Origin of the sequence: Tardiphaga sp. (assembly GCF_041424195.1) — a bacterium.
Taxonomy (GTDB): Bacteria; Pseudomonadota; Alphaproteobacteria; order Rhizobiales; family Xanthobacteraceae; genus Tardiphaga.
In genome coordinates, this window is sequence record NZ_JBGMOE010000090.1 from 1 (window position 1) to 23,830 (window position 23,830).

20 protein-coding genes are annotated in these 23,830 nt (G+C 62.0%); 13 read left to right on the forward strand and 7 right to left on the reverse strand.

Annotated elements, in window-relative coordinates; translation table 11 throughout:
* Positions 1-51 precede the first annotated feature (51 nt).
* The gene (locus tag ACEK02_RS13620) at positions 52-999 is read right to left on the reverse strand and encodes an acetamidase/formamidase family protein (RefSeq protein WP_371422216.1); all 948 of its coding nucleotides are present in this window, start codon (positions 997-999) and stop codon (positions 52-54) included.
* A 137-nt stretch (positions 1,000-1,136) separates the two neighbouring features.
* Between ACEK02_RS13620 and ACEK02_RS13625 the strand changes: the two genes are divergently transcribed.
* Complete coding sequence (locus tag ACEK02_RS13625; protein ID WP_371422217.1) at positions 1,137-2,759, forward strand: ABC-F family ATP-binding cassette domain-containing protein; 1,623 nt, start codon at positions 1,137-1,139, stop codon at positions 2,757-2,759.
* Positions 2,760-2,762: 3 nt separating this feature from the next.
* Here the strand turns inward: ACEK02_RS13625 and ACEK02_RS13630 are convergent, their stop codons facing one another.
* Positions 2,763-3,245, reverse strand: a complete 483-nt coding sequence (locus ACEK02_RS13630) for an Lrp/AsnC family transcriptional regulator (RefSeq protein WP_371422218.1) — start codon at positions 3,243-3,245, stop codon at positions 2,763-2,765.
* Positions 3,246-3,394: 149 nt separating this feature from the next.
* Between ACEK02_RS13630 and alr the strand changes: the two genes are divergently transcribed.
* The 3 genes from alr to ACEK02_RS13645 all read left to right on the forward strand — a co-directional run bounded on the left by alr (position 3,395) and on the right by ACEK02_RS13645 (position 7,620).
* Positions 3,395-4,558, forward strand: a complete 1,164-nt coding sequence (gene alr / locus ACEK02_RS13635) for an alanine racemase (RefSeq protein ID WP_371422219.1) — start codon at positions 3,395-3,397, stop codon at positions 4,556-4,558.
* A complete protein-coding gene (locus ACEK02_RS13640) occupies positions 4,555-5,808 on the forward strand; it encodes a D-amino acid dehydrogenase (RefSeq protein ID WP_371422220.1) in 1,254 nt (417 codons plus the stop codon). The genes alr and ACEK02_RS13640 overlap by 4 nt, the downstream gene beginning before the upstream one ends.
* Positions 5,809-5,982: 174 nt before the next feature.
* Complete coding sequence (locus ACEK02_RS13645) at positions 5,983-7,620, forward strand: GMC family oxidoreductase (protein WP_371422221.1); 1,638 nt, start codon at positions 5,983-5,985, stop codon at positions 7,618-7,620.
* 58 nt (positions 7,621-7,678) lie between these two features.
* Here ACEK02_RS13645 and ACEK02_RS13650 read toward each other — a convergent pair whose 3' ends face one another.
* The 3 genes from ACEK02_RS13650 to ACEK02_RS13660 form a co-directional block, all read right to left on the reverse strand.
* Positions 7,679-9,769, reverse strand: a complete 2,091-nt coding sequence (locus tag ACEK02_RS13650) for a molybdopterin-dependent oxidoreductase (RefSeq protein WP_371422222.1) — start codon at positions 9,767-9,769, stop codon at positions 7,679-7,681.
* 99 nt (positions 9,770-9,868) lie between these two features.
* Entirely contained in the window at positions 9,869-10,060 is a 192-nt protein-coding gene (locus tag ACEK02_RS13655) for a hypothetical protein (protein WP_371422223.1), read from the reverse strand.
* A gap of 80 nt (positions 10,061-10,140) precedes the next feature.
* Positions 10,141-11,253 (reverse strand): alkene reductase, encoded by a 1,113-nt coding sequence (locus ACEK02_RS13660; RefSeq protein ID WP_371422224.1) that lies wholly within the window; start codon positions 11,251-11,253, stop codon positions 10,141-10,143.
* 192 nt (positions 11,254-11,445) lie between these two features.
* On the opposite strand from ACEK02_RS13660, the gene ACEK02_RS13665 reads away from it, so the two are divergent.
* From ACEK02_RS13665 to ACEK02_RS13705, 9 genes are all read left to right on the forward strand, one after another.
* A complete protein-coding gene (locus ACEK02_RS13665; protein WP_371422225.1) occupies positions 11,446-13,728 on the forward strand; it encodes an FdhF/YdeP family oxidoreductase in 2,283 nt (760 codons plus the stop codon).
* An 84-nt stretch (positions 13,729-13,812) separates the two neighbouring features.
* Positions 13,813-15,093 carry an MFS transporter gene (locus tag ACEK02_RS13670; RefSeq protein ID WP_371422226.1) on the forward strand — a complete coding sequence of 427 codons (1,281 nt, stop codon included), beginning with the start codon at positions 13,813-13,815 and terminating at the stop codon, positions 15,091-15,093.
* A 362-nt stretch (positions 15,094-15,455) separates the two neighbouring features.
* A complete protein-coding gene (locus ACEK02_RS13675) occupies positions 15,456-16,403 on the forward strand; it encodes a glutathione S-transferase family protein (protein WP_371422227.1) in 948 nt (315 codons plus the stop codon).
* A 210-nt stretch (positions 16,404-16,613) separates the two neighbouring features.
* Positions 16,614-17,858 carry an ABC transporter substrate-binding protein gene (locus ACEK02_RS13680; protein ID WP_371422228.1) on the forward strand — a complete coding sequence of 415 codons (1,245 nt, stop codon included), beginning with the start codon at positions 16,614-16,616 and terminating at the stop codon, positions 17,856-17,858.
* A gap of 45 nt (positions 17,859-17,903) precedes the next feature.
* Entirely contained in the window at positions 17,904-18,623 is a 720-nt protein-coding gene (locus tag ACEK02_RS13685) for an ABC transporter ATP-binding protein (protein WP_371422229.1), read from the forward strand.
* Positions 18,616-19,320, forward strand: coding sequence for an ABC transporter ATP-binding protein (locus ACEK02_RS13690; RefSeq protein ID WP_371422230.1), 705 nt, complete (start codon positions 18,616-18,618; stop codon positions 19,318-19,320). The genes ACEK02_RS13685 and ACEK02_RS13690 overlap by 8 nt, the downstream gene beginning before the upstream one ends.
* A 12-nt stretch (positions 19,321-19,332) precedes the next feature.
* The gene (locus ACEK02_RS13695) at positions 19,333-20,199 is read left to right on the forward strand and encodes a branched-chain amino acid ABC transporter permease (RefSeq protein ID WP_068737690.1); all 867 of its coding nucleotides are present in this window, start codon (positions 19,333-19,335) and stop codon (positions 20,197-20,199) included.
* Positions 20,196-21,191 (forward strand): branched-chain amino acid ABC transporter permease, encoded by a 996-nt coding sequence (locus ACEK02_RS13700; RefSeq protein ID WP_371422231.1) that lies wholly within the window; start codon positions 20,196-20,198, stop codon positions 21,189-21,191. The genes ACEK02_RS13695 and ACEK02_RS13700 overlap by 4 nt, the downstream gene beginning before the upstream one ends.
* Positions 21,192-21,305: 114 nt before the next feature.
* A complete protein-coding gene (locus ACEK02_RS13705) occupies positions 21,306-22,670 on the forward strand; it encodes an FAD-containing oxidoreductase (RefSeq protein ID WP_371422232.1) in 1,365 nt (454 codons plus the stop codon).
* A 7-nt stretch (positions 22,671-22,677) separates the two neighbouring features.
* Here ACEK02_RS13705 and ACEK02_RS13710 read toward each other — a convergent pair whose 3' ends face one another.
* Together ACEK02_RS13710 and ACEK02_RS13715 are read right to left on the reverse strand one after the other, a co-directional pair.
* Positions 22,678-22,926: a hypothetical protein gene (locus tag ACEK02_RS13710; protein WP_371422233.1), complete on the reverse strand. Its 249-nt coding sequence runs from the start codon at positions 22,924-22,926 to the stop codon at positions 22,678-22,680.
* Between the two features lie 103 nt (positions 22,927-23,029).
* Positions 23,030-23,779, reverse strand: coding sequence for a glucose 1-dehydrogenase (locus ACEK02_RS13715; RefSeq protein ID WP_371422234.1), 750 nt, complete (start codon positions 23,777-23,779; stop codon positions 23,030-23,032).
* Positions 23,780-23,830 lie beyond the last annotated feature (51 nt).

Below are 23,830 nucleotides of genomic sequence, written 5' to 3' on the forward strand. Positions count from 1 at the left end.
TCATCCACCTCGCCGCAGCAATGATCTGGAACCAATGAATGTCGATCGGCCCTAGCGTTTTGCCTGGTTCAGGATCGCAAGCGGCATCATCACATGGATGCCCTTGTCGAGATTGACCAGCTGGGTGACGCGGACATCTGCGGAAAGGCTGCAGAGGAAATAGGCCTCTTCGGATGTCAGCGTGGTGCGCGCGACGATCATGGCGATCATCCGGCGCAGCGCGACGCGTGCGGCTTCGTCGAGATCGGGATCGAACGCCATGGTGATCAGGTGATCCCGGGTCTCGGCATAGGGTGCTTCGAGCTGCGCATTCTTGACGAGGTCGATCCTGAATGTGCCGGTGAGGCCGGTCTCCACGGCGGTAACGCAGACTTCGCCGTCGCCCTGTACGGCGTGGCCGTCGCCGCACGAGAACAGCCCGCCCTCGGTCCAGACCGGCAGATACAATGTACTGCCGGCGCCCAGTTCCTTGTTGTCCATATTGCCCCCGAAATGGGAGGGCATCGTCGAACTGAGGCGGCCCGCTGCGGGCTTCGGCGCGACGCCCATCACGCCGAAGAACGGCGCAGCCTGCAGGGTCATGCCCCACGGCGTTTTCACTGCACCGGTGGCGCGGTCGAGGCCGATATGGATGCGACGGAACGAATCGAAGTCGTCGGGCAGCGTCCCCATGCCCGGCTTGAACAGCATATAGCCCCAGTCGTCCGCGAGCTGAACATCGAGGATCTCGACACGAAGCGCGTCCCCCGGCATGGCGCCGCTGATGGCGACAGGGCCGGTCATGATGTGTGGTCCGAGTTCCGGTGTGAGGGCATCCCCAATGGCCAGCAACTCCGGGCGGATCGTCATTCCGGTATCTGTCGGCAAATGGTCGTTGGCGCCGCTGACGCTGTTCATCACGATGATCTCGCCGGGCTCAATCGTGGCGATCGGCTTCACTGTGGCGTCGAAATAGCCCCAATGGACCGTTGATGGTGTCGGTTGAATGGTCTGCGTCATCGATGGCCCCTGATTCCGAGTATTGCCCGCATACCATACCGGCTGGATCGGCTTTTGCAGCGCAAAATATCCTTCCGTACGAAGGCCGGATGCCTTATTGGCAGGCCTTAATCCCTGTCCCGTGAGCCCATACGCCAATGATCCGCCTCGATAATATCAGCAAGCAGAACGGTCATCAGATCGTCTTCATCGAAGCCGCCGGCGCGCTGCTCAAGGGCGAGAAGATCGGCCTGGTCGGTCCTAACGGTTCCGGCAAGACGACCCTGTTCCGCATGATCACCGGCCGCGAATTGCCCGACGAGGGCCAGGTGGTGGTCGAGCGCGGCGTCACCATCGGCTATTTCAGCCAGGATGTCGGCGAAATGTCCGGCCATAGCGCGGTCGCCGAGGTGATTGAGGGCGCCGGTCCCGTCAGCGTGGTCGCCACCGAGCTGAAGGAACTGGAAACGGCCATGGCCGATCCGGACCAGGCCGACAATATGGACAAGATCATCGAGCGCTACGGTGAGGTGCAGGCCCGCTTCGAGGAACTCGATGGCTACGCGCTGGAAGGCCGTGCCCGTGAAGTGCTTGCTGGTCTGTCCTTTACGCAGGAAATGATGGAGGGCGATGTCGGCAAGCTGTCCGGCGGGTGGAAGATGCGCGTCGCGCTGGCGCGCATTCTGTTGATGCGCCCCGATGTGATGCTGCTCGACGAACCGTCGAACCATCTGGATCTCGAGAGCCTGATCTGGCTCGAAGGGTTCCTGAAGGGTTACGAGGGGGCGCTGCTCATGACCTCGCATGACCGCGAATTCATGAACCGCATCGTCACCAAGATCATGGAGATCGATGCGGGATCGCTGACATCCTATTCCGGCGACTACGAGTTCTACGAGGCGCAGCGCGCCATGAACGAGAAGCAGCAGCAGGCGCAGTTCGAGCGTCAGCAGGCGATGCTGGCCAAGGAAATCAAGTTCATCGAGCGCTTCAAGGCGCGCGCCTCGCATGCCGCTCAGGTGCAGAGCCGCGTCAAGAAGCTCGACAAGATTGAGCGCGTCGAGCCGCCGAAGCGCCGCGAGGTCGTGTCGTTCGACTTCCTGCCGGCGCCGCGCTCCGGCGAAGACGTCGTCAGCCTCAAGAACATCCACAAGGCCTATGGCAGCCGCACCATCTATGAAGGGCTGGATTTCTCGGTGCGTCGCAAGGAACGCTGGGCCGTGATGGGCATCAATGGCGCCGGCAAGTCGACGCTGCTGAAGCTCGTCACCGGCGCGGCAGAACCCGACAACGGCAATGTCACCATCGGTGGCAGCGTCAAACTCGGCTACTTCGCGCAGCACGCGATGGATCTGCTCGATGGCGAACGCACGATCTTCCAGAATCTCGAAGACTCATTCCCGCAGGCGGGCCAGGGCACGCTGCGCGCATTGGCAGGCTGCTTCGGCTTCTCCGGCGATGATGTCGAGAAGCGCTGCCGCGTGCTGTCGGGCGGCGAGAAGGCGCGTCTGGTGATGGCCAAGATGCTGTTTGATCCGCCGAATTTCCTGGTGCTCGACGAGCCGACCAACCATCTGGACATGGCCACCAAGGAAATGCTGATCAAGGCGCTGGCGGACTACGAAGGCACCATGCTGTTCGTCTCGCATGACCGCCACTTCCTGGCGGCACTGTCGAACCGCGTGCTGGAGCTGACACCGGACGGCATCCAGCAATATGGCGGCGGGTATACCGAATATGTCGAGCGTACCGGCCAGGAAGCGCCGGGCTTGCATCCGTAAGGCCTACCCTGTCAGCGCCGATAGCGAGACGCCGCGTTTCACCACGCTGCGCATCGCGAAGCTCGAATGCAGCCGCGCCACGCCGGGCATCCGCGACAGTTGCTGCTTGTGGATGCGTTCATAGTCTTCCATGTCGCGCGCCTGCACATGGACGAGATAGTCGTCATTGCCCGACATCAGATAGCAGGACACGACATCGGGGCATTTCGCGATCTCGCGCTCGAAGGCCGACAGCGCGCCTTCGCTCTGCTTGTCGAGCGTGATGTGGACATGCACCGTCATCATGTAGCCGAGCTCGGACGCGTCGATCTCGGCGGCATAGCCCTTGATGACACCCTTCTTTTCCAGCGCGTGCAGCCGCCTCGTGCAGGCCGTCGGCGACAGTCCGACGCGTTCGGCGAGCACGAGCTGGCTGATACGGGCATCCTGGACGACCTCGCGGAGGATCTTGCGGTCAATCGAATCGAGTTCCGGTGCGGCGGGCATGGGCGTTCCATTTTGCAGTAATTCACCAATATTCGCGCCTAATCCGCTGAATATCGGCGCCGCGTAGCCTAGCAGCGGCCAAAATCGGCGTAAAGCGTCGCCCCCGACATGCGACAATGTCTTTGCGATCATTCGTGGCGGGGGATGTGATGCTGGCACCTTGGACAGGCGGGACGGGGACGCGGCACGCGAGCGCGGTGCTGACCATCGATCTCGCTGCGATCTCACGCAATTACCGGCTGCTGGCCGAACGCGTCGGACCCGGCGTCACCTGTGCCGGCGTGGTCAAGGCCGATGCCTATGGGCTGGGCGCCGACCGTGTCGCACCGGCGCTCTATCGGGCCGGCTGCCGCGCCTTCTTCACGGCGCATCTCGACGAAGCCCTGGATATCCAGACGCATCTGCCAGACGACGTTACGATCTATGTCTTGAATGGTTTGCCGGCGGGCGGCGAGCCCGATTGTGCCAATGCCGGCATCGTCCCGGTGCTCAATTCGCGCGAACAGCTTGATGCCTGGTCGGATCAGGCGCGGCACCGCGGTCGTGTTCTCCCGGCGGTCATTCAGGTCGATAGCGGCATGTCGCGGCTGGGCATGTCGCCGCGCGAAGTCGCCGATCTCGCCGGCAGGGATACGTCGGTTCTAGATGTCCAGCTGGTGATGAGCCACCTCGCTTGTGCCGATACGCCGGCGCATCCGGCCAATGCGCATCAGCTTGCGGCGTTTCAGACACTCGCCAAACGCTTCCCTGCTGCGCGAAAATCTCTCGCCAATTCGTCCGGCATTTTCCTCGGCCGCAACTATCATCACGATCTCGTCCGTCCCGGTGCCGCGCTCTATGGTCTCAATCCCAATCCCGCGCAAAGCAATCCGATGCTGCCGGTGGTGCGTCTCACCGCGCAGGTGATCCAGACCCGCGAGATCGAGGCCGATGCCCATGTCGGCTATGGCTGGACTTTCCGCGCGCCGCAGCCGACCCGCCTCGCGACATTGGCGATCGGTTATGCCGACGGATTGCAGCGCGCTTTCGGCAATGGCGGCGCGGTCTATTTTCGCGGGCGCCGGCTGGCAGTTGCGGGACGCGTCTCGATGGACTCGCTGACTGTCGATCTTGGCGATCTGCCCGCCGGCATGTTGGCACGGGGATCGCAAGTGCAAATCATCGGCGAGCACCAGTCGCTCGATGCGCTGGCCGCAACAGCGGGCACCATTGGCTATGAAATGCTGACCTCGCTCGGTCAGCGCTATGAACGAATTTACTCGGATGAGATCGATGTGCGGTGGACCGCCCGGTCTGGAGGCACGGTGCGATGAAGGTTCTGGTTCTCGGCGCGGGCGTGATCGGCGTTACCACGTCCTATTATCTGGCCAAGGCCGGCCATGAGGTGACGGTGATCGACCGTCAGCCCGGCCCGGCGCTGGAAACCTCGTTCGGCAATGCCGGCGAAGTCTCGCCCGGCTATGCCTCGCCCTGGGCCGGTCCCGGCGTGCCGAAGAAGGCGCTTGGCTGGATCATGGACAAATATGGTCCGCTGGTGGTGCGGCCCCAGGCCGATCCGCACCAGTGGCGCTGGATGCTGCAGATGCTGCGGAATTGTACCAGCGCGCGCTATGCGCTGAACAAGTCGCGCATGGTCGGCATCGCCGAATACAGCCGCGATTGCCTGCGCGCGCTGCGCGCCGAGACCGGCATCACCTATGACGATCGCAGCCAGGGTACGCTGCAGCTGTTCCGCAAGCAGTCGCAGCTCGATGCAACCGGCGGCGATATCGATGTGCTCAAGCAATATGGCGTGCCTTATGAAGTGCTCGATCGCGCCGGCTGCGTGAAATACGAACCGGGCCTCGCCGGCGTGCAGGATCTGTTCGTCGGCGGCTTGCGTCTGCCCCAGGACGAGACCGGCGACTGCCATCTGTTCACGCAGCGGCTGGAAAAGATCGCAGCGGGACTCGGCGTGAAGTTTGTCTATGAAACGACCATCAAGTCGGTGGATGTCACCGGCGGCCGTGTCGCGCAGGTCGCGACCGACAAGGGTGTCTTCACGGCAGATACCTATGTGATGGCGCTTGGGAGCTTCTCGCCGCTATTGCTGCGTCCGCTCGGCATCGATGCGCCGGTCTATCCGGTGAAGGGCTATTCCATCACTGTGCCGATCACCGATGAGAGTGTCGCGCCACAATCGACCATCATGGACGAAAGCTATAAAGTGGCAATCACGCGCCTCGGCGACCGCATCCGCGTCGGCGGCACTGCCGAAGTCGGCGACTATCACCCTGTGCCGTTTGCACCGCGCCGCATGCCGCTCGACAAGTCGGTGACCGACCTGTTCCCGACCGCCGGCAATCTGTCGCGCTCCACATTCTGGAGCGGCTTGCGGCCGATGACGCCGGATGGCCCGCCCATCGTTGGCCCGACGCATCTCGGAAATCTGCACCTCAACACTGGCCACGGCACGCTCGGCTGGACTATGGCCTGCGGCACCGCGCGCGTGCTCGCCGACCAGATCTCCGGCAGGGCGCCGGATCTGGATGTAAAGGATCTTGCGATCAGTCGTTATAGCTGAGGCCTCGTTCTTTCTTAACCTCTCCCCGCACTGCAGGGAGAGGGAGCTTATGTCAGCAGTCTCCGGCTCTTCGCGTTGCGACGGTTCTGGCCGCATGCGTGCCATGCTTCCGGCCGCGCCCATTTACTTCCCCGCCATTTCCGTTTTCAGTTGCTGAAAACAGTCGGGGGAAACATGAGCGGTCAAACTGCGTCGGCGCGTCACGCGTCGCCTGATGCGATTGAGGCGGATTATATCATTGTCGGTGCCGGTTCGGCCGGGTGCGTGCTGGCCAATCGCCTCTCGGCCTCCGGCAAACATTCGGTGCTACTGCTCGAAGCTGGCCCGAAGGATCGCAATATCTGGATCCACGTGCCGCTTGGCTATGGCAAGCTCTTTAAGGAAAAATCCGTCAACTGGATGTACCAGACCGAGCCCGAACCGGGTCTCGACGGGCGCTCGGTGTTTCAGCCGCGTGGTAAGGTGCTCGGCGGCTCCAGCTCGATCAACGGACTGTTGTATGTGCGCGGCCAGCACGAGGATTACGATCGCTGGCGTCAGCTCGGCAATACCGGCTGGGGCTACGACGATGTGCTGCCCTATTTCAAGAAAGCGGAAAATCAGACCCGTGGGCCGAGCGAGTATCACGGCGTCGGCGGCCCGCTGCCGGTGTCGGATTCGCGCTGCCCCGATCCGCTGTCGGAGGCCTTCATCGCCGCTGCTGCCGAGACCGGCATTCCCGTGAACAACGATTTCAACGGCGCCACGCAGGAAGGCGCTGGCTGGTTTCAGACCACGACCAAAGGTGGCCGCCGCGCCTCCACCGCGCGGGCCTATCTGCGCCCGGCATTGAAGCAGGGCAATGTCCGCGTCGAGACCGAAGCGCTGGCACAGCGCATCCTGTTCGAAGGCAGGCGTGCGGTGGGTGTCGAGTTCAAGCAGCACGGCGTGGTGCGCAAGGCGCGCGCCCGCAAGGAAGTGCTGGTGTCGAGCGGGGCCTATAATTCACCGCAGCTGCTGCAGCTCTCCGGCGTCGGTCCCGCCGATCTGCTCAAGGAGCACGGCATCGAGGTCCTTCTCGATGCCCCCGGCGTCGGCAGTGATCTGCAGGATCACATGCAGGTCCGCATGGTGATGGAATGCCCGCAAAAGATCACGCTCAACGACTTCGTCAATCACCCCGTGCGCAGGGCGATGATGGGTCTGCAATACGCGGCGTTTCGCACGGGACCGCTGACCTATGCCGCCGGCACCACGGGTGCCTTCTTCAAGACCGATCCGCGCATGGCGTCGCCGGATATCCAGATCCACTTCCTGCCGTTCTCCACCGACAAGATGGGAGAGAAGCTGCATCCGTTTTCCGGCTTCTCGGCCTCGGTCTGTCAGTTGCGCCCGGAAAGCCGTGGTTCGCTGCGCATCAAGAGTGCGGATCCCTCGGTGCCGCCGGCGATCCGGATCAATTATCTGGCGACGGAGACCGATCGCACCGCCAATGTCGAAGGTCTGAAAATCCTGCGCAAGATGCTGAATGCGCCGGCGATGAAGCCCTTCGTGACCAAGGAAGTCGAGCCCGGCCCCGGCACGGTAACCGACGAGCAGTGGCTCGCCTACTGCCGCCAGCGCGGCAGCACGGTCTATCATCCGACCTCGACCTGCCGCATGGGCAATGATGCGAAAGCGGTCGTCGATCAGCGGCTGCGCGTGCGTGGGCTGGAAGGCCTGCGCGTCATCGACGCCTCGATCATGCCGGACCTGATGTCGGGCAACACCAACGCGCCGGTCATCATGATCGCGGAGAAGGCATCGGATATGATTCTGGAGGATGCGCGCTAATCTTAACGTCTCCCGGCGCAGAGCGGGGAGAAGGAGCGCGCGGCCGGCGCTTCTTGGCTCAAGGAGCCTTCTTCACCCACACCTTGTTGTCGTGAAACGCTGCGCCGCCATAGGGCGCGACGGCTTCGCCGCCTGTCAGCATATTGATGCCATGGCCGCCGATATGCGCCTTGTTGGGATGCACGGATTCCGCAATCAGCACGCCGCGGCGCAGGCCGTCGAAGATGCGGACGATCAATGTCGTCTCGCCGCGCATGTTACCGAGCGTCACGGCGTCGCCGTCGGCGATTCCCAGCTTGGCCGCATCGACCGGATGCATCATCACGCTTGGTGCGCCTTCGCGGGCCTGCGATGACGGTGTCTCGTTGAATGAGGTGTTGAGGAACGAGCGCGACGGGCTGGTCGCGAGCCGGAACGGGTGTGCATCGTCGACGTGTTCGATCACGGCCCAGTGGTCGGGGAAGGATGGCATCTCGTCCCATGCGCCCATCAGCCCGGCATTGGGCATAGGCACTTTCGACCAGTCAGCCTTGAAATGGAATTTGCCGTCGGCATGCGCGAAGCCGTCGAGATAGTGCGAGGTGCGGAAATCCGGCTGGATATCGCGCCATTTGTCCGCTTCCAGCCCTTCGATGCCGCCGCGACCGCTGGCCCGCAGCGTCTCGTCAATGATCTCGCGCGGGTGCATGTCGAAGGCGCGATGTTTCGCGCCCAGGCGTTCGGCGATACCCTGCAGCACCTGATGGTTCGAGCGGCATTCCTCCGGCGCATCGATCAGCTTGGCGCCCACCGAAATATGCTGGTTGCCGCCGGCGTAATAGAGATCGTCATGTTCCATGAACATGGTCGCGGGCAGCACGATGTCGGCCATCATGGCGGTCTCGGTCATGAACTGCTCATGCACCGCGACGAACAGGTCCTCGCGCGCAAAGCCCTGCCGTACCAAGGCCTGTTCCGGCGCCACTGTCATCGGATTGGTGTTCTGGATCAGCATCGCCTTGACCGGCGGGCCGTTGTGCAGGGCCGTGGGATCGCCGGTCAGGATTCGGCCGATCTTCGACTGATCAAGACGCCGAACGCTCTCGTCGAGCACGTCGAGGCCTTCGATCAGCGTTTTGTCGAATTTCCAGATCGCGGCATTGTTGAAGAAAGCGCCGCCGCCTTCATATTGCCAGGCGCCGGTCACGGTGGGCACGCAAAGCGCTGCATGCATCTGCGCGGCTCCGTTGCGGCTGCGGGTGAAGCCATAGCCGAGGCGGAAATAGCTGCGTTTGGTCTCGCCGACCAGGCGCGCGAAGGCTTCGATCTCGGCCGCCGGCACGCCGCAGATGTTCGACGCCCATTCCGGCGTCCGTGTTGCGAGATGCGCCTCGAATTCCGGCGAGGCATCGGTGTATGTGGCCAGATAGTCGCGATCAGCCAGGCCGTCGCGGAACAGCACATGCATGATGGCGGCGGCGAAGGCGCCATCAGTACCCGGCCGCAGCAGGATCTTGATGTCGGCCTGCTTCATGGTGTCGTTGTCGTAGATGTCGACGACCGCCAGTTTGGTACCGCGTTCCTTGCGGGCGCGCGAGACGTGGGTCATCACATTGACCTGCGTCGAGACGGGGTTGGTGCCCCAGATTACGATCAGGTCCGACTTCGCCATTTCGCGCGGATCCACGCCGGCGACTTTGCCGGTGCCGGCAGAAAAACCGGCCCAGGCGATGGTCGAGCAGATCGTCGAGTAAAAGCGCGAATATTTCTTCACATTGGCGAGGCGGTTGATGCCGTCGCGCATCACTAGGCCCATTGTGCCGGCATAGTAGTAAGGGAAAACCGATTCCGCGCCGAAGTCGCGTTCGGCCTCGTTGAATTTCGTCGCGATTTCGTCGAGCGCCTCGTCCCATGTGATGCGCGTAAAGTGCCCGGTGCCCTTCGGCCCCGTGCGGCGCATCGGATACATCAGCCGTTCAGGGTGATGGATGCGCTCGGCGTAGCGCGCCACCTTCGCGCAGACGACGCCAGCGGTATAACTTTGCTCCTTGGAGCCGCGGACCCGGCCGATCGTATTTCCGCCGATCACCTCGATATCAAGGGCACAGGCGGAGGGGCAATCATGCGGGCAGGTGGAGTGCTTGATGTCGATTTTGGCTTGAACGTTCATGCGTCCAAACTAGCCGCAAGTTTACCACAGGAAAAGCCGTGGTTTTACGCATCCCGCCCGACAACGGGGCAGGCCCGACCAGCAGCCCAGGCGACCTCGCTATTTGCCGAGAGCGTCGCGCTGGGCGATCAGCCGGTCCAGCTCCTCATTCTGCTGAGCCAGCCGATCCGCGACGCGCTCCTCATTGTTCTCGCCGGAGGCCGCCGCGGCCTGCTCGATCAACTGCCGGATATTGTCGCGGAGAATGGCGATGCGATCGTCGAGCTCGGCGGCTGAGAGGGTGGAATCCATGGGCGATACTCCTGGCCCGCTGCGGGCCGTACACAGCCTATAGCGCGCCAGAACTGCTTTCTATTGAATAATCAGCAGCACTAACCTGCGCCAAGCACCGGATAATCGGTGTAACCCGCCACGCCGCCACCGTAGAAGGTGGCGCGGTTATACGGCGTGAACGGTGCCTTCCGCTTGATACGCTCCGGCAGGTCCGGATTGGCGATGAACGGGCGGCCGAAGGCGATGATGTCGACATTCCCGGAAGCGACGGCCTCCTCGGCGGAGGCGCCGTCGAAACCGCCGGCAGTAACCAGCACGCCTTTCCACATCGGCCGGAACAGCTCATAGGCCTTGGGTACATTGTTATGAAACACTTCCGCGCGGCCGACGCCGCTGGTGCGGGGCTCGACGAAATGGAGGTAGGCAAGGCCGAGTTTGTCGAGTTCACGGACCACATAGCTGTAGAGCGGCATCGGATCGGTTTCGCCGGAGTCATTCGAGACACCATAGGGCGACAGGCGGACGGCGACACGATCTGCACTCCATGCACCGATGACCGCATTGGTCACTTCGAGCAGCAGGCGGGCGCGGTTCTCGATTGAGCCTCCATATTGGTCGGTGCGCTGATTGCTCCGGGTCTGCAGAAATTGTTCGAGCAGATAGCCGTTGGCGCCGTGCACCTCGACGCCGTCGAAGCCGGCTTCCCTGGCGTTGCGCGTGGCCTGTCGGTAGGCGTCGATAATGCCGGGAATCTCGCTGGTCTTCAGGGCGCGAGGTGTTTCGTAAGATACCGTCTCGCCTGCAGCCGTCCGCGTGGTAGCGTCGATCGCAATGGCTGACGGCGCGACCGGAAGCCCGCCGCCGGGCTGGAACGATGAATGTGACGCACGGCCCACATGCCACAGTTGCAGGAAGATGATGCCGCCTTTGGCGTGTACCGCATCGGTGACCTGACGCCAGCCGGCGATCTGTTCCTTCGTATAGATACCCGGTGTGTTCGGGCTGCCTTGCCCTTCCTGCATGACCTGCGACGCCTCGGCGATGATCAATCCGCCTTCGGTCGCGCGCTGCGCGTAATATTCGGCGTTGAGGGCCCAGGCCGCGAGGCTCTGCTTCTCCGCACGCATGCGCGTCAGCGGCGCCATCGCCACCCGGTGATTCAATTGATACGGGCCGACTTTCAGCGGCCTGAACAAGGAAGAAGAGGTCATCGGCGCTCCATTCAAAATATCAATCGGGCGATAGTCTTGGTGAACAGGTGTCACTGCATTCGTATCGTTCAATACAGCGCAGGCGTCGGTCAATCAAAGTTGATGGCATCTATTCGCTGTATTGCAGCCATTAATGCTACGAGACGGAATTAGATCGGCCATATGGGCCCTGACGACGAAGGACAGATCGCGATGGCGAAGAAGCAGGTTCAGGGCGTCGAGGATTACAAAGGCGCTGCGGCAGGTTGGGGTGCATTGAAAGCCGTTGCCGACGCGGTGCGCGGACAGATGGCGGTGGTCAACGAAACGCACGGCCTGCTGACGATGAACCAGCCGTACGGCTTCGATTGCCCGGGCTGCGCGTGGCCCGATCCGAAACATACGTCGTCATTCGAATTCTGCGAGAACGGTGCCAAGGCCGTGTCTTGGGAGGCGACGGCCAAGCGTACGACGCCGGAGTTCTTCGGGGCGCACACGGTGAGCGAGCTCTGGGAGTGGCATGATCACGACCTCGAAAACGAGGGGCGTCTCACCCATCCGATGGCCTATGACCGGGCTAGCGACAAGTATCTTCCGATCTCGTGGGAGGACGCGATGGCACGGATAGGTGCCGGCTTGCGCGCTTTGCCCGATCCGAACATGGCGGAGTTCTACACGTCAGGCCGCTGCTCCAACGAAGCAGCGTTCATGTATCAGTTATTCGTGCGCGAATACGGCACCAACAATTTCCCCGATTGCTCCAACATGTGCCACGAGGCCACCAGCGTCGGCCTTCCGGAATCCATCGGCGTCGGCAAGGGCACGGTGACGCTGGAGGATTTCGACCATGCGGACGCTGTGTTCTGCATCGGGCACAATCCCGGCACCAATCATCCGCGCATGCTGACGACGCTGCGCGAATGCGCCAAGCGCGGTGCGGCGATCGTGTCGATCAATCCTCTGCGCGAGCGCGGGTTGGAGCGGTTCACGTCGCCGCAACATCCGGCGGAAATGCTGACGCTCAGCTCGACGCAAATCTCGTCGACCTATTATCAGATCAAGGTTGGTGGCGACGTTGCTGTGCTGAAGGGTATGATGAAGGCTGTCGTGGCGCTCGATGCCGCGAGCCTTGCGCAAGGTGGCCCCGGTATACTCGACCGCGCCTTCATTGCGGAACATACCGAAGGCATTGATGCACTGCTTGCCGATCTCGACGCGACGTCATGGGATGCGATCGAGCGATCCTCGGGCCTTCCGCGGGCGGATATCGAGAATCTCGGCAGCATCTACGCCAAGGCGAAGAACGTCATCATCAATTACGGCATGGGCATCACCCAGCATCGCCACGGCACCGGCAATGTGCAGCAGATCGCCAATCTGCTGATGCTGCGCGGAAATATCGGCCGCCCCGGCGCAGGTATCTCGCCGCTGCGCGGCCATTCGAACGTGCAGGGTGATCGTACAGTCGGGATCACCGAAGTCCCGAACGCCGCGTTGCTTGATGGTATCAGGCGCACGTTCGGCTTCGAGCCACCAACCGCACACGGCCACGACGCTGTCGCGTCGGTGAAGGCGATCCGTGATGGACGTTCGAAGGCGTTAATCTGTCTTGGCGGCAATCTCGCGGTCGCGATGTCAGATCCCGAGGAGACCTATCCGGCGATGCGTAGCCTCGATCTCGTGGTGCATATCGCCACCAAGCTCAATCGCTCGCATCTTCTGATTGCGAAGGAGTCGATCATCCTGCCATGCCTCGGCCGTACCGAGATCGACGTGCAGGCGACGGGGCCGCAACTGGTGACGGTGGAAGATTCAATGTCGATGGTGCATGCCTCGCGCGGCGGCTTGAAGCCGGCGTCCGAGCATCTGAAGTCGGAGACGGCCATCGTTGCCGATATGGCCGTCGCCACGCTGCCGAATACCAAGGTGAAGTGGCTCGATTTCGTCGCTGACTACGGCAAGATCCGCGACGCGATCGAGTCGGTCTTTCCGGCTTTCGAGGATTACAATGCACGGATCGAGAAACCCGGCGGCTTCCGCCTGCGTAACGCGGCTTCCGAGCGAGAATGGCTGACGCCGAGCAAGAAGGCGCAGTTCCTGGTCTTCTCCGGCCTCTATGAGGATGGTCCGACGGAGAACGCGTTGACGTTGACGACGCTGCGCAGCCACGACCAGTACAACACCACGATCTACGGCATGAACGACCGCTATCGGGGCATCACCGGGCGGCGTGATATCGTGTTCGTCAACGAGCAGGATCTCGCCAGCCGCGGGCTGAGCCATGGCGATCTTATCGATGTCGTGCTGGATCGGCCGGGCAGTGTGTCGCGCGCCATGCGGCGGGTGACGGCAGTGGCCTACAACATCCCCCAGGGATCGGTGGCGACCTATTACCCTGAAGCCAATGTGCTGGTGTCGCTCGATCAGCATGACGCGAAGTCGGGAACGCCGGCCTATAAATCGATCCCCATCCGGATCGAGGCATCGGCCGCATAAGCTGCACCGCAACATCAGGAGAGCATAACCGCCACGGCGTTCGTGGTGGTTGCTGCGCGCCGTGTTTCCGCGTAGGCGAGCGCCATGACCAGTGCTGCCGATTCCTCCGCCTTTAGGCCCGTTGCTATCGACCCGCCCGTGAGCGTGGCCCTCGTGGCCGCCATGCTCATTCTGACATGCGGGCACGTGCTGTCCAACATGCTGCGTACCACGCCTGCGGTCGCAATCGATCTGATGTCGGTCGATCTCGGCGTCACGCCGCAGACACTGGCCGCGCTGACCTCGGCCTATCATTTTTTCTTCGCGCTGCTGCAGATCCCGGTCGGCGTCGCGCTGGATCGCTACAGCATCCGCACGGTGTCGCTCGTGCTGTTCGCCGGCACGGTCTGCGGCGCGGCGATCGCGGCGCTATCGACCGGGCCGCTATCGTTCTTCGTGTCGCAGGCAACGATCGGCATGGCGACGTCGGGCATGTTGATGTGCCCGATGACGCTCGCGGCAAAGCGGCTGACGCCGACGCAGTTCGGCCTGTGGTCCGGCATCATCCTGTCATTTGGTAACGCCGGGTTGCTGTTGTCGGCCAGTCCGCTGGCTTACGTCGTCGAGCATTGGGGCTGGCGCGCCGGCTTCTGGATTGCCGCCGCAGCGGCGATTGTCGTGGCGATGCTGATCGCGGTCATGGTGCCGGCAGCACGTTCCGAAGGCCAGCCTCGGGCGCTTCTCGGCGAGATGGTTTCGGTTCTGCAACTCGGTGTGTCGCGTGCGGTGCGCGGCATCGTGATCCTCGCTTTCGTGTCGCTTGCAGTTCAGCTTGTGCTGCGTGGGCTCTGGGCCGGGCCCTGGCTGATGAACATCAAGGGACTGTCGCGGATAGAGGCGGGCAATGTGCTGGCGCTGTTCACAGTGGCGCTGGTGATCGGGCCGGCGCTGTCGGGCTTGCTTGATCGCAAGCTTGGTCATCGCCGCGCGTTGCTCTTTACGGTCAACCTATGTGCCGCGGCGCTGCTGCTCGTGATGGCGCTCGGTGCTCCGGGCTATCCGTTGGCCACGCTTTTCGGCCTGCCCGTGATGCCCGTGGCAGTCGATACCGGCCTCCTTGTGGTCATCGGCCTTCTCGTTGCGATGCAGCCGCTCGTCTACGCAATGATCCGCCAGGTCGTCGCTGCCGAGAATATTGGCAAGGCGCTCTCTGCGGCCAACCTGTCGTTCTTCCTCGGCACTGCTGTGATGCAGTCGGTGACCAGTCCGATCGCAGCCGCCTGGGGATTGCCCGCAGTTTTAATCTCAATGGCGGTATTCCTGACTGTCGGCACCCTCGTCTTCTTCGTGCTGACCCGTCCCGCAGCGCAGCGCGCGTCTGTATAGCGGTATAGGCGTCACTGCCTCGGCAAGTCGCTGGAATTGTCACGACTCCTGTGGTCTGATGTGCGGAGTGGCGCGATCGAGACGTCGCGCACGGCCTCGCATCTCGGGGCGCCTCACACAGGGAGGACGTGACTTGCCGTTTTTCGTTAAGGGAACCGATACGTCAGGGACTGTTTCACTCCGCCGCGACAACGCTGCCGGAGCTGTCAAGAAGGCCAGAGAGCTGCTCCATGACGGCAGCTGGGATGTTGAAATCATAGGTCCGGATGGGCTTCCGCATCCGATCGCCGAATTCGAGGCGATGTATCCCGCCAGTGCGGCGACGGCAATACATGCGACATAGCTGACAGGCAAGGGATGCAGTGACGGCGACCGATCTTGTTCTGCATCACTATCCGCGTTCGCCGTTTGCCGAGAAGGTGCGCATCGCCTTCGGATTGAAGGGCCTGCATTGGCATTCGGTGATCCAGCCGCGGATCGCGCCGAAGCCACAGCTTGTGCCGCTCACCGGAGGCTATCGCCGTATTCCGGTGCTGCAAATCGGCGCCGACATCTATTGCGATACGCGCCGCATTCTCGCGGAGCTTGAGCGGCGTTTTCCCGAGCCGACGCTTTATCCGGCGGACACGCGCGGTCAGGCCGATATCATTGCGGCCTGGGCCGATAGCGCGCTCTTCGCCACTGCGCTCGGTCTCGTGTTCGGCATCAACGGCGACCATTTCCCGCCGGAGCTGCATGCCGATCGCGCGAGTTTCACGTCGGGCAAGTTCGATGGCTGGGACAGCGTGAAGATGCGCGCGCAGCTTCCCGATCTGCGTGACCAGTTTCGCATTCATCTTCTCTCGCTCAGCGATTGGCTCACGCATGGCGACGCATTCCTGCTCGGCAGCGCGCCATCACTGGCCGATCTCGCCGTCTATCACCCGCTCTGGTATGCACGCGGCAATCTTGGTGAGAGCGAAGGCCTTGCCGGGTATCCGCGCGTCCTTGCTTGGATGGACCGGGTAGCCTCAGTTGGGCACGGAACGGTTGAGGAGCTGTTGCCCGAACAGGCGCTGGAGACCGCGCGGCTCTGTCAGCCTGTGATGACACCTCATCCAGCTCACAATGATATTGCCGCCGATCAGGGGCAGCTTTTTACGGAAGGCATGATGCTGTCCGTCACGCCGACCGATTGGGGCTTTGATCCCGTCATCGGTGCATTTGTTTCTGCGGATCATGAAAGCGTCGCTCTGCGTCGTGACGATCACGATGTCGGTACAACGGTTGTGCATTTTCCGCGTGCAGGCTTTGCGATTGCTCGAATATGAAAGCCCTGTCACGCACGCATGGCCCTCATTCGCGATTTCCGTGCGCCGCAATTTGACGCAGCTGCGTAAACGCGGCTAAGTCCGAAAAATGCTGTCTGACTGCGATATGCAGACTCCCAATTTGCAACGCAGTGTTCAACACTTCAGCGCACAGTAACAGAACAAGAAAGCACGCCGTTTCAGCGACGTTGCGCATCGGAGGATATGACCATGACCATGACCCGCCGCACGTTTGGACTTGGTGCCTCTGCCGTTCTGGCAGGGCCGATCGCTGCGCCGTTCATTCGCAGTGCCGGCGCTGCCGAGCCGGCGATCCGCATCGGCATGGTCAATTCGATGAGTGGCGGTCTTGCCGCCTATGCTCAGGAAGGTCAGCCGGCGTTCGAATACATCATCAAGAAGATCAATGCCGAAGGCGGCATCAAGAGCAAGGGTGGGGCCAGGATCGAACTGGTGCTGGCGGATGATACCAGCCAGCCCGCGCGCACCGCCGCCGAGGCGCGGCGCCTGATCACCGAGGAAAAGGTGCACCTTCTGACCGGCACCATCCTCAGCGCGCAGATGTTGGCGCTGACGCCGGTGGTCGACGAAGCCAAGATTCCGACGCTGTCGGTCTGGGCCGGCGGCTCGCAGTCGAACTACATGTTCACGCTGGGATACCCCTATGACCGCGGCTACGCGCAGACGATGCATGATTTCGTGATCTCGCTGCGCGACGATTTCAAGTTTCCGATCAAGACTGCCGTCATGGCCTATTCGAATTACGAGGCCGGTCAGCAGTCCAACAAGTTCCTGGTCGAGAAGCTGAAGGCCAGCGGCATCCAGATCATCGGCGAAGCCGCGCTCGATATTCGTGCGCAGGATCAGACCGCAGCGATGGTTCGCATTCGCTCGCTCAAACCCGATGTCGTTGTCGGCCTGGTGACGCCGCGTGACGGCATCCTGCTGCATCAGGCGCGCTACAATCTGAATTATCATGGCAGCATCTTCTGCGGCGGCACCGGCGGCTATTCGGATCTGTCGCTCTGGAAGGATCTCGGCCCCGAGATCGGCAAGGCCGTGCTGACGAAGAACCTGTTCGGCATGACTGGATTCAGTGCCGGCGCCAAGATCGAGTCGATGCAGAAGATCGTCACGGAATTGCGCGATGTGGCCAAGCTCGAAAAAATCGGTCAGGGCGCCGTGCAATATGCGCAAGCCGCGCGCGTGCTGCAGCAGGTGCTTGAAAATGCCAAGTCGCTGCAGAGCGATGCGCTGCTCGACGCGCTGAAGAACGTCAACATTCCGGCGGGCGATCCGAATCTCTACATTGCCAAGCCGAAGGGCCTGCAATTCGCGGAAGATCGCCTGCTCAAGGACGGTTCAGCGATGTTCATCCAGTGGACCCCGGAGCAGGATCAGCAGGTCGTATTCCCGAAGGAATTCGCCCAGGTTCCGCCGCGGCCGAAAGCTTGATCGGCTCGATATCGAGGCTGAGCGCAACATAAAGAGTAAACGGCTGTGGCATTTCTGGAAGTCTCCAACATCACCAGGCGGTTCGGCGGCCTGGTTGCGCTGAACGCGGTGAGCTTCGACGTCGAGAAGGGCGAAATTCTCGGCATCATTGGCCCGAACGGCGCTGGCAAGACCACGCTGTTCGGTGTGATCTCCGGCTTCATTCCACCGAGCGCGGGCGACGTGGTCTATGACGGCGAAAGCATTATCGGGGTGTCGCCGGATCGGCTGGTGCGCCGCGGATTGATGCGCTCCTTCCAGATCGTTCAGTCCTTTGCCGACATGACGGCGCTCGACGTCGTCACGACCGCTGCACTGACGCGCCGGCCGATGCGTGAGGCCATCGATTATGCGGCGCAGGCGCTGCTGCGCGTCGGCCTCGGCGGCAAGGAGCACAAGACACCGGCGACACTATCGCTGCAGGACAAGAAGCTGCTGGAGCTGGCGAAGTGCATCGCCACCGATCCGCGCTGCATTCTGCTCGACGAAGTGATGGCCGGCCTGACCATGGCCGAGACCGCGGCGCCGATCGCGATCATCGAGGAGCTCAACAAGCAGGGCGTCACCGTTGTGATGGTCGAGCATGTGATGCCGGTGATCATGCGGCTCGCGCAGCGCATGGTGGTGATCAATTTCGGCGAGAAGATCGCGCAAGGCACGCCTGCCGAGATACTCAAGGATCAGCGCGTCGTCGATGCCTATTTCGGAGATCATCTCGATGCTTGAGATCGATAATCTGGTCGCAGGCTATGGCGGCGTGCCGGTGCTGCGCGACATCAATGCCAAAATCACTGCTGGTGAGATCGTCGGCCTGCTTGGCGCCAACAATGCCGGCAAGACCACGCTGATCAATGCGCTGTCAGGCATGGTCAAGCCGATATCGGGCCGCATTTTGTTTCTCGGCGAGGACATCAGCAAGCTGACGCCGCAGGCGCGTGTCGAGCTGGGGATCGTGCAGGTGCCGGAAGGCCGCCTGGTATTTCCGGAAATGAGCATTCGCGAGAACCTTTTGCTGGGCGGCATCAACGCGCATGCGCGCAAGCATCGTCCGCAGCAGATGGAGAAAGTCATTGCGCTGTTCCCGCGACTCGGCGAGCGGCTGACCCAGAACGCCGGGTCACTGTCGGGCGGTGAACAGCAGATGCTGGCGATCGGCCGCGGGCTGATGGCGGAAGCCAAGTTGTTGATGCTCGATGAACCCTCGCTCGGTCTGTCGCCGCTGTTCGTGCAGTACATTTTCGAAATTGTCGACAAATTGCATGCGGACGGGCTGACGATCCTGCTGGTTGAGCAGAATCTGAATTTGACGCTGCGCCACGCCAGGCGCTGCTACGTGCTGGAGCGCGGGCAGGTGGCGGTCGAGGGTGATGCGGAGACCGTGAAGAACGATCCGCGCACCCGCAGCGCCTATCTTGGTCTGTAATCGGAGAGTGATGTGACCGAACTTTATCAGGCTCTCGCCCAAGGCCTTCTGATCGGCGCCACCTATGGCTTGCTGGCGCTGGGCATGGGGCTCGTCTACGGCGTCTCGGGCGTCGTCAACTTCTCGCATGGCGATTTCATCTCGCTCGGCATGTTCATGTGCCTTGCGCTGTATTCCGCCTTCGCCATGGATCCCTATGTGTCCATCATCATCACCGTGCCGCTGATGACTGCTATCGGCGCGCTGGTCTATATTTTCCTGATCAGGCCGATGGTCGGGCATCAGTTCCTGATGGTGGTGCAGCTTACGCTGGGTCTCAGCCTTGTGCTGCAGAACGGCATCCTGATGGTGTTCGGCGGCGAGCCCGCCCGCACGCCGTCCTTCGTCGAATCCAAGCTGATCATTCTCGGCGACGTGGTGCTGCGGGTGCCGCATATCGTCGCCTTCGTCGTGTCCTTCGCGCTGGCCATCGGCCTCTACATCATGCTGCGCTCGACCGATTTCGGCCGCTCTATCCGCGCCGTGCATCAGAATGCCCACGCCGCGGCACTGATGGGCATCAATGTCGGCCGCGTCCAGGTGCTGACTTTCGCGCTTGGCATCGGCATTCTCGCACTGGCCGCGGCCCTGCTGCTGCCCGGTACGCCGATCCAGCCGACCCAGGGCCTGCGCTACACGGTGATCACACTCTTGGTCGTGGTGCTCGGCGGAATGACCAATTTTGTCGGCATCATGCTCGGCGGCCTGATCATCGGCATCGCCGAGGCCTTCGGCACGATCTATCTCGACGGCCCGATCGGGTTGTTGCTGCCGTACATTATCTTCGTGGCGATCATGCTGTTTCTCCCGAAGGGCCTGACCTGGAGCTCGGCGCGATGAGAGAGGAATTCTACAAGACATTGGCGTCGCCGATCTGGTGGGGCGCATTGGCCATCGCCGCCATCATGCCCTTCGTGCTGTCGAGCTATTACGTCCACATTCTCACGCTGGCGCTGGTCTATGTGGCGCTGGCCTCGTCATGGAATATCGTCGGCGGCATGGCCGGGCAGATTTCTTTGGCCCACAGCCTGTTCATCGGCATTGGCTCGATGTTCTCGGCCGCACTCCTGCTCAAGCTCGGCATCAATATGTGGCTGGGTCTCGTGATCTCGGCGTTGATCTCGGGTGTGCTCGGTGCGGTGATCGCCTGGATCGATTTCCGCTTCCAGCTGGGTCATCTCTCTTTCGTGCTGATCACGCTGGCCTTCGCCGAAATGGGCAGCATCGTGGTCGAGGGCTGGGACTTCCTCGGCGGCGCGTCCGGGCTGTTGTTGCCGAAGGACACCGGTAATTTCCTGGCGTTTCAGTTCGGCGGCGGTCATGGCGCGTTCTGGATGATGCTGGGGCTGGCGGCTATCTGCGTGCTGGTCAATGTCGCGATCCTCAATTCCCCACTCGGCTATTATCTGCGCACCATCCGCGACAACGAGAAGGCGGCGCAGGCCATCGGCGTCAACATCCTGCGCTACAAGATCACCGCCATGGTGATCTCGGCGATGCTCGCCTCCGTCGTCGGCACTGCATATGTGCGCTATCTCACTTTTGCCGATCCTTACCTCTTGATCTCGCCCGTCATCACCATCGAGATCGTGCTGTTCGCCACGGTCGGCGGCCTCGGCCGTGCCTATGGCCCGGCGCTGGGCGCGCTGCTGCTGGTGCCACTCGGCGAAATCCTGCGCGGCAAGCTCGGCAGCACGCTGCCCGGCCTGCATTACTTCATTTACGGTATCGTCGTGATCTCCGTCATTCTGGTCACCCCGCGGGGGCTTCTGCCCTTGTTCGAGCGGCTCTGGGCGCGTTGGCGCGCCCCTGCGGTTGCGGGCAAGCCCTAAGCGGTTCGGGAATTTTCGTCGTTGAAGCATCGGCCATCCGTTGGCCGATGCCGTTTCCAACGATAGTCTCTCGTCACGGCGCAGCATTGGCTGTGCCGGTTGGGAGCTGAAATCATGCGCTTCGACGCCATCATCATCGGGGCGGGGCAGGCCGGGCCTTCTCTCGCCGGTCGGCTCACATCTGCCGGCATGTCGGTCGCGATCATCGAGCGCCATCTGTTTGGCGGCACCTGCGTCAATACAGGCTGCAAGCCGACCAAGACGCTGGTGGCCAGCGCCTATGCAGCGCATCTCGCGCGTCGCGGTGCCGAGTATGGCGTCATGATCGATTCGCCTGTTCGGATCGATATGGCCCGCGTGAAGGCGCGCGCCGACAAGGTGATCCATGACTCGCGCAATGGTGTCGAAAGCTGGCTGCGCGGCATGGATAAATGCACGGTCATCTACGGCCATGCACGCTTCGAGTCCGCGGATACGATCCGCGTGGGCGACGAATTGCTGACCGCGCCGAAGATTTTTCTGAATGTCGGCGGACGCGCCATTGTGCCTGACATGCCGGGGATCAACGACGTCACCTACTTGACCAATACAGGCATCCTGCAGCTCGATCGGGTACCGAAACATCTGGTGGTGATCGGCGGCAGTTATATCGGCCTGGAATTCGCGCAGATGCACCGGCGCTTTGGCGCCGAAGTGACGGTGGTGGAGAAGGGAAAGTATCTGGTTTCGCGCGAGGACGCGGAAATCTCGGAAGCGGTCCGCGATATTCTGCTCGCCGAAGGCATCCATATCCGAACCAGCGCCGAATGCATCACCTTCAAGCCGCATCCGGACGGCGTGGCTGTCGGTGTCGACTGCATCGAAGGCGCGCCGGAGATCATCGGCAGTGATGTTCTGCTCGCGGTGGGACGTCGTCCGAATACGGACGATCTCGGTCTCGACAAGGCCGGCGTCGCCGTGGATGCCCGCGGCTATATTAACGTCGATGACAGTCTCGCCACCAATGTACCCGGCATTTTTGCGATGGGCGATTGCAACGGCCGCGGGGCCTTCACGCATACGGCTTACAACGACTTTGAGATCATTGCCGCCAACCTGCTCGATGGCGCAAGCCGCCGCGTCAGCGATCGCCTTCCCGGCTATGCGCTGTTTATCGATCCGCCACTTGGCCGCGTCGGCATGACGCTGACGCAGGCAAAGGCCACAGGAAAGAAATTGCTGATCGGCAACCGGCCGATGACCCATGTGGGCCGCGCCGTCGAGAAGGGCGAGACGGCGGGCATGATGCAGGTTGTGGTCGATGCTGAGACGAAGAAGATTCTGGGAGCTGCGATCCTCGGCACCGGAGGCGACGAGGCGATCCATGGGATTCTCGACATGATGAATGCCGGCGCCGATTACACCCAGTTGCAATGGGCGGTGCCGATCCATCCGACCGTGTCGGAACTGATCCCGACGCTGCTCAACGAAATGAAGTGATCGCCGCTCAGGCGGTCTGGAACTTGAGCACGGCCATCAGCGTCAGCAAAGTGGTTGCGCAGGATGCGGACACAATCGCCATATTGATCAGATTACGGGCTGCCATTGTCACGACTGCAGAAGCGGGGTGAGCCACATCGGGCGCAGCAGTTTTCTTGCGCGGAGCCGGTTTCTTCTTTTGTGCCATGATTTCCCCGAAGAGGAGGGCCAGACCGTTGACCGGCCTGACCCTGACGCCTTCCCTGCCGAGGTTCATCCCCCGATCATGGCGCGACCATCGCATGAATGGCCGGTGAACTGCTTAACGCGCGTGGTAAATCGAATCTGACTGGATTCGATGGTTTACGAATTTTCTCGTTCTAGATTGTTCGCCCGCCATCGACCGGCAGGATCACGCCGGTGAGGAACTCGGATTCCTCGCCCGCCAGATACACGCAGGCATTGGCGATATCCGAGGGGCGCGACATGCGGCCGAGCGGAATCGTGCCGATAAATTTGGCCCGGTTCTCCGGCGTATCCGGCACGCCCATGAAGGATTCCAGCAGGCCGGTCTCGCCCATCACTGGCGCGATGCAATTGACGCGGATGCCATCGGGCGCGAGTTCCACGGCCATCGATTTCGACATCAGGTTCACCGCGCCTTTGGTGGCGTTGTACCAGGTCAGGCCCGGGCGTGGCCGGACACCGGCTGTCGAGCCGATATTGATGATGCGACCGCTCTTCTGCTTCTTCATCACCGGCACACAGGCATTGGTCATCAGGAAGATCGACTTCACATTGATGTCGAACGCCTTGTCGAATTCCTCTTCGGTGACTTCGAGCAAGGGCTTGTTGCGGAAGGTCCACCCGGCATTGTTGACGACGACGTCCAGCTTGCCGAACTTCTCGACCGCGAGTTTCACCGAGGCATCGACATCGGCCTTGCGGGTGACGCTGCCGCCGAAGGCGATCGCGCTGTCGCCGATTTCGGCTGCGACCTTCTTCGCGCCTTCGGCATTCAAATCGAGAATGACAACCTTGGCGCCTTCGCGGGCGTAAGAGCGCGCGATCTCGGCGCCGAAGCCCGATGCGCCGCCGGTGACGATGGTAGACAGGCCTTGAAGTCTCATGATGTTTTCTCCCGGATGCCGCGCCTTGTTCGGCGCTTGACCATGAAGGTT

Coding starts and splice junctions, on each gene's coding strand:
- ACEK02_RS13620 (WP_371422216.1), bottom strand. CDS start 999: ATGACGCAGACCATTCAACCGACACCATCAACGGTCCATTGGGGCTAT.
- ACEK02_RS13625 (WP_371422217.1), top strand. CDS start 1,137: ATGATCCGCCTCGATAATATCAGCAAGCAGAACGGTCATCAGATCGTC.
- ACEK02_RS13630 (WP_371422218.1), bottom strand. CDS start 3,245: ATGCCCGCCGCACCGGAACTCGATTCGATTGACCGCAAGATCCTCCGC.
- alr (WP_371422219.1), top strand. CDS start 3,395: ATGCTGGCACCTTGGACAGGCGGGACGGGGACGCGGCACGCGAGCGCG.
- ACEK02_RS13640 (WP_371422220.1), top strand. CDS start 4,555: ATGAAGGTTCTGGTTCTCGGCGCGGGCGTGATCGGCGTTACCACGTCC.
- ACEK02_RS13645 (WP_371422221.1), top strand. CDS start 5,983: ATGAGCGGTCAAACTGCGTCGGCGCGTCACGCGTCGCCTGATGCGATT.
- ACEK02_RS13650 (WP_371422222.1), bottom strand. CDS start 9,769: ATGAACGTTCAAGCCAAAATCGACATCAAGCACTCCACCTGCCCGCAT.
- ACEK02_RS13655 (WP_371422223.1), bottom strand. CDS start 10,060: ATGGATTCCACCCTCTCAGCCGCCGAGCTCGACGATCGCATCGCCATT.
- ACEK02_RS13660 (WP_371422224.1), bottom strand. CDS start 11,253: ATGACCTCTTCTTCCTTGTTCAGGCCGCTGAAAGTCGGCCCGTATCAA.
- ACEK02_RS13665 (WP_371422225.1), top strand. CDS start 11,446: ATGGCGAAGAAGCAGGTTCAGGGCGTCGAGGATTACAAAGGCGCTGCG.
- ACEK02_RS13670 (WP_371422226.1), top strand. CDS start 13,813: ATGACCAGTGCTGCCGATTCCTCCGCCTTTAGGCCCGTTGCTATCGAC.
- ACEK02_RS13680 (WP_371422228.1), top strand. CDS start 16,614: ATGACCATGACCCGCCGCACGTTTGGACTTGGTGCCTCTGCCGTTCTG.
- ACEK02_RS13690 (WP_371422230.1), top strand. CDS start 18,616: ATGCTTGAGATCGATAATCTGGTCGCAGGCTATGGCGGCGTGCCGGTG.
- ACEK02_RS13700 (WP_371422231.1), top strand. CDS start 20,196: ATGAGAGAGGAATTCTACAAGACATTGGCGTCGCCGATCTGGTGGGGC.
- ACEK02_RS13705 (WP_371422232.1), top strand. CDS start 21,306: ATGCGCTTCGACGCCATCATCATCGGGGCGGGGCAGGCCGGGCCTTCT.
- ACEK02_RS13710 (WP_371422233.1), bottom strand. CDS start 22,926: ATGAACCTCGGCAGGGAAGGCGTCAGGGTCAGGCCGGTCAACGGTCTG.
- ACEK02_RS13715 (WP_371422234.1), bottom strand. CDS start 23,779: ATGAGACTTCAAGGCCTGTCTACCATCGTCACCGGCGGCGCATCGGGC.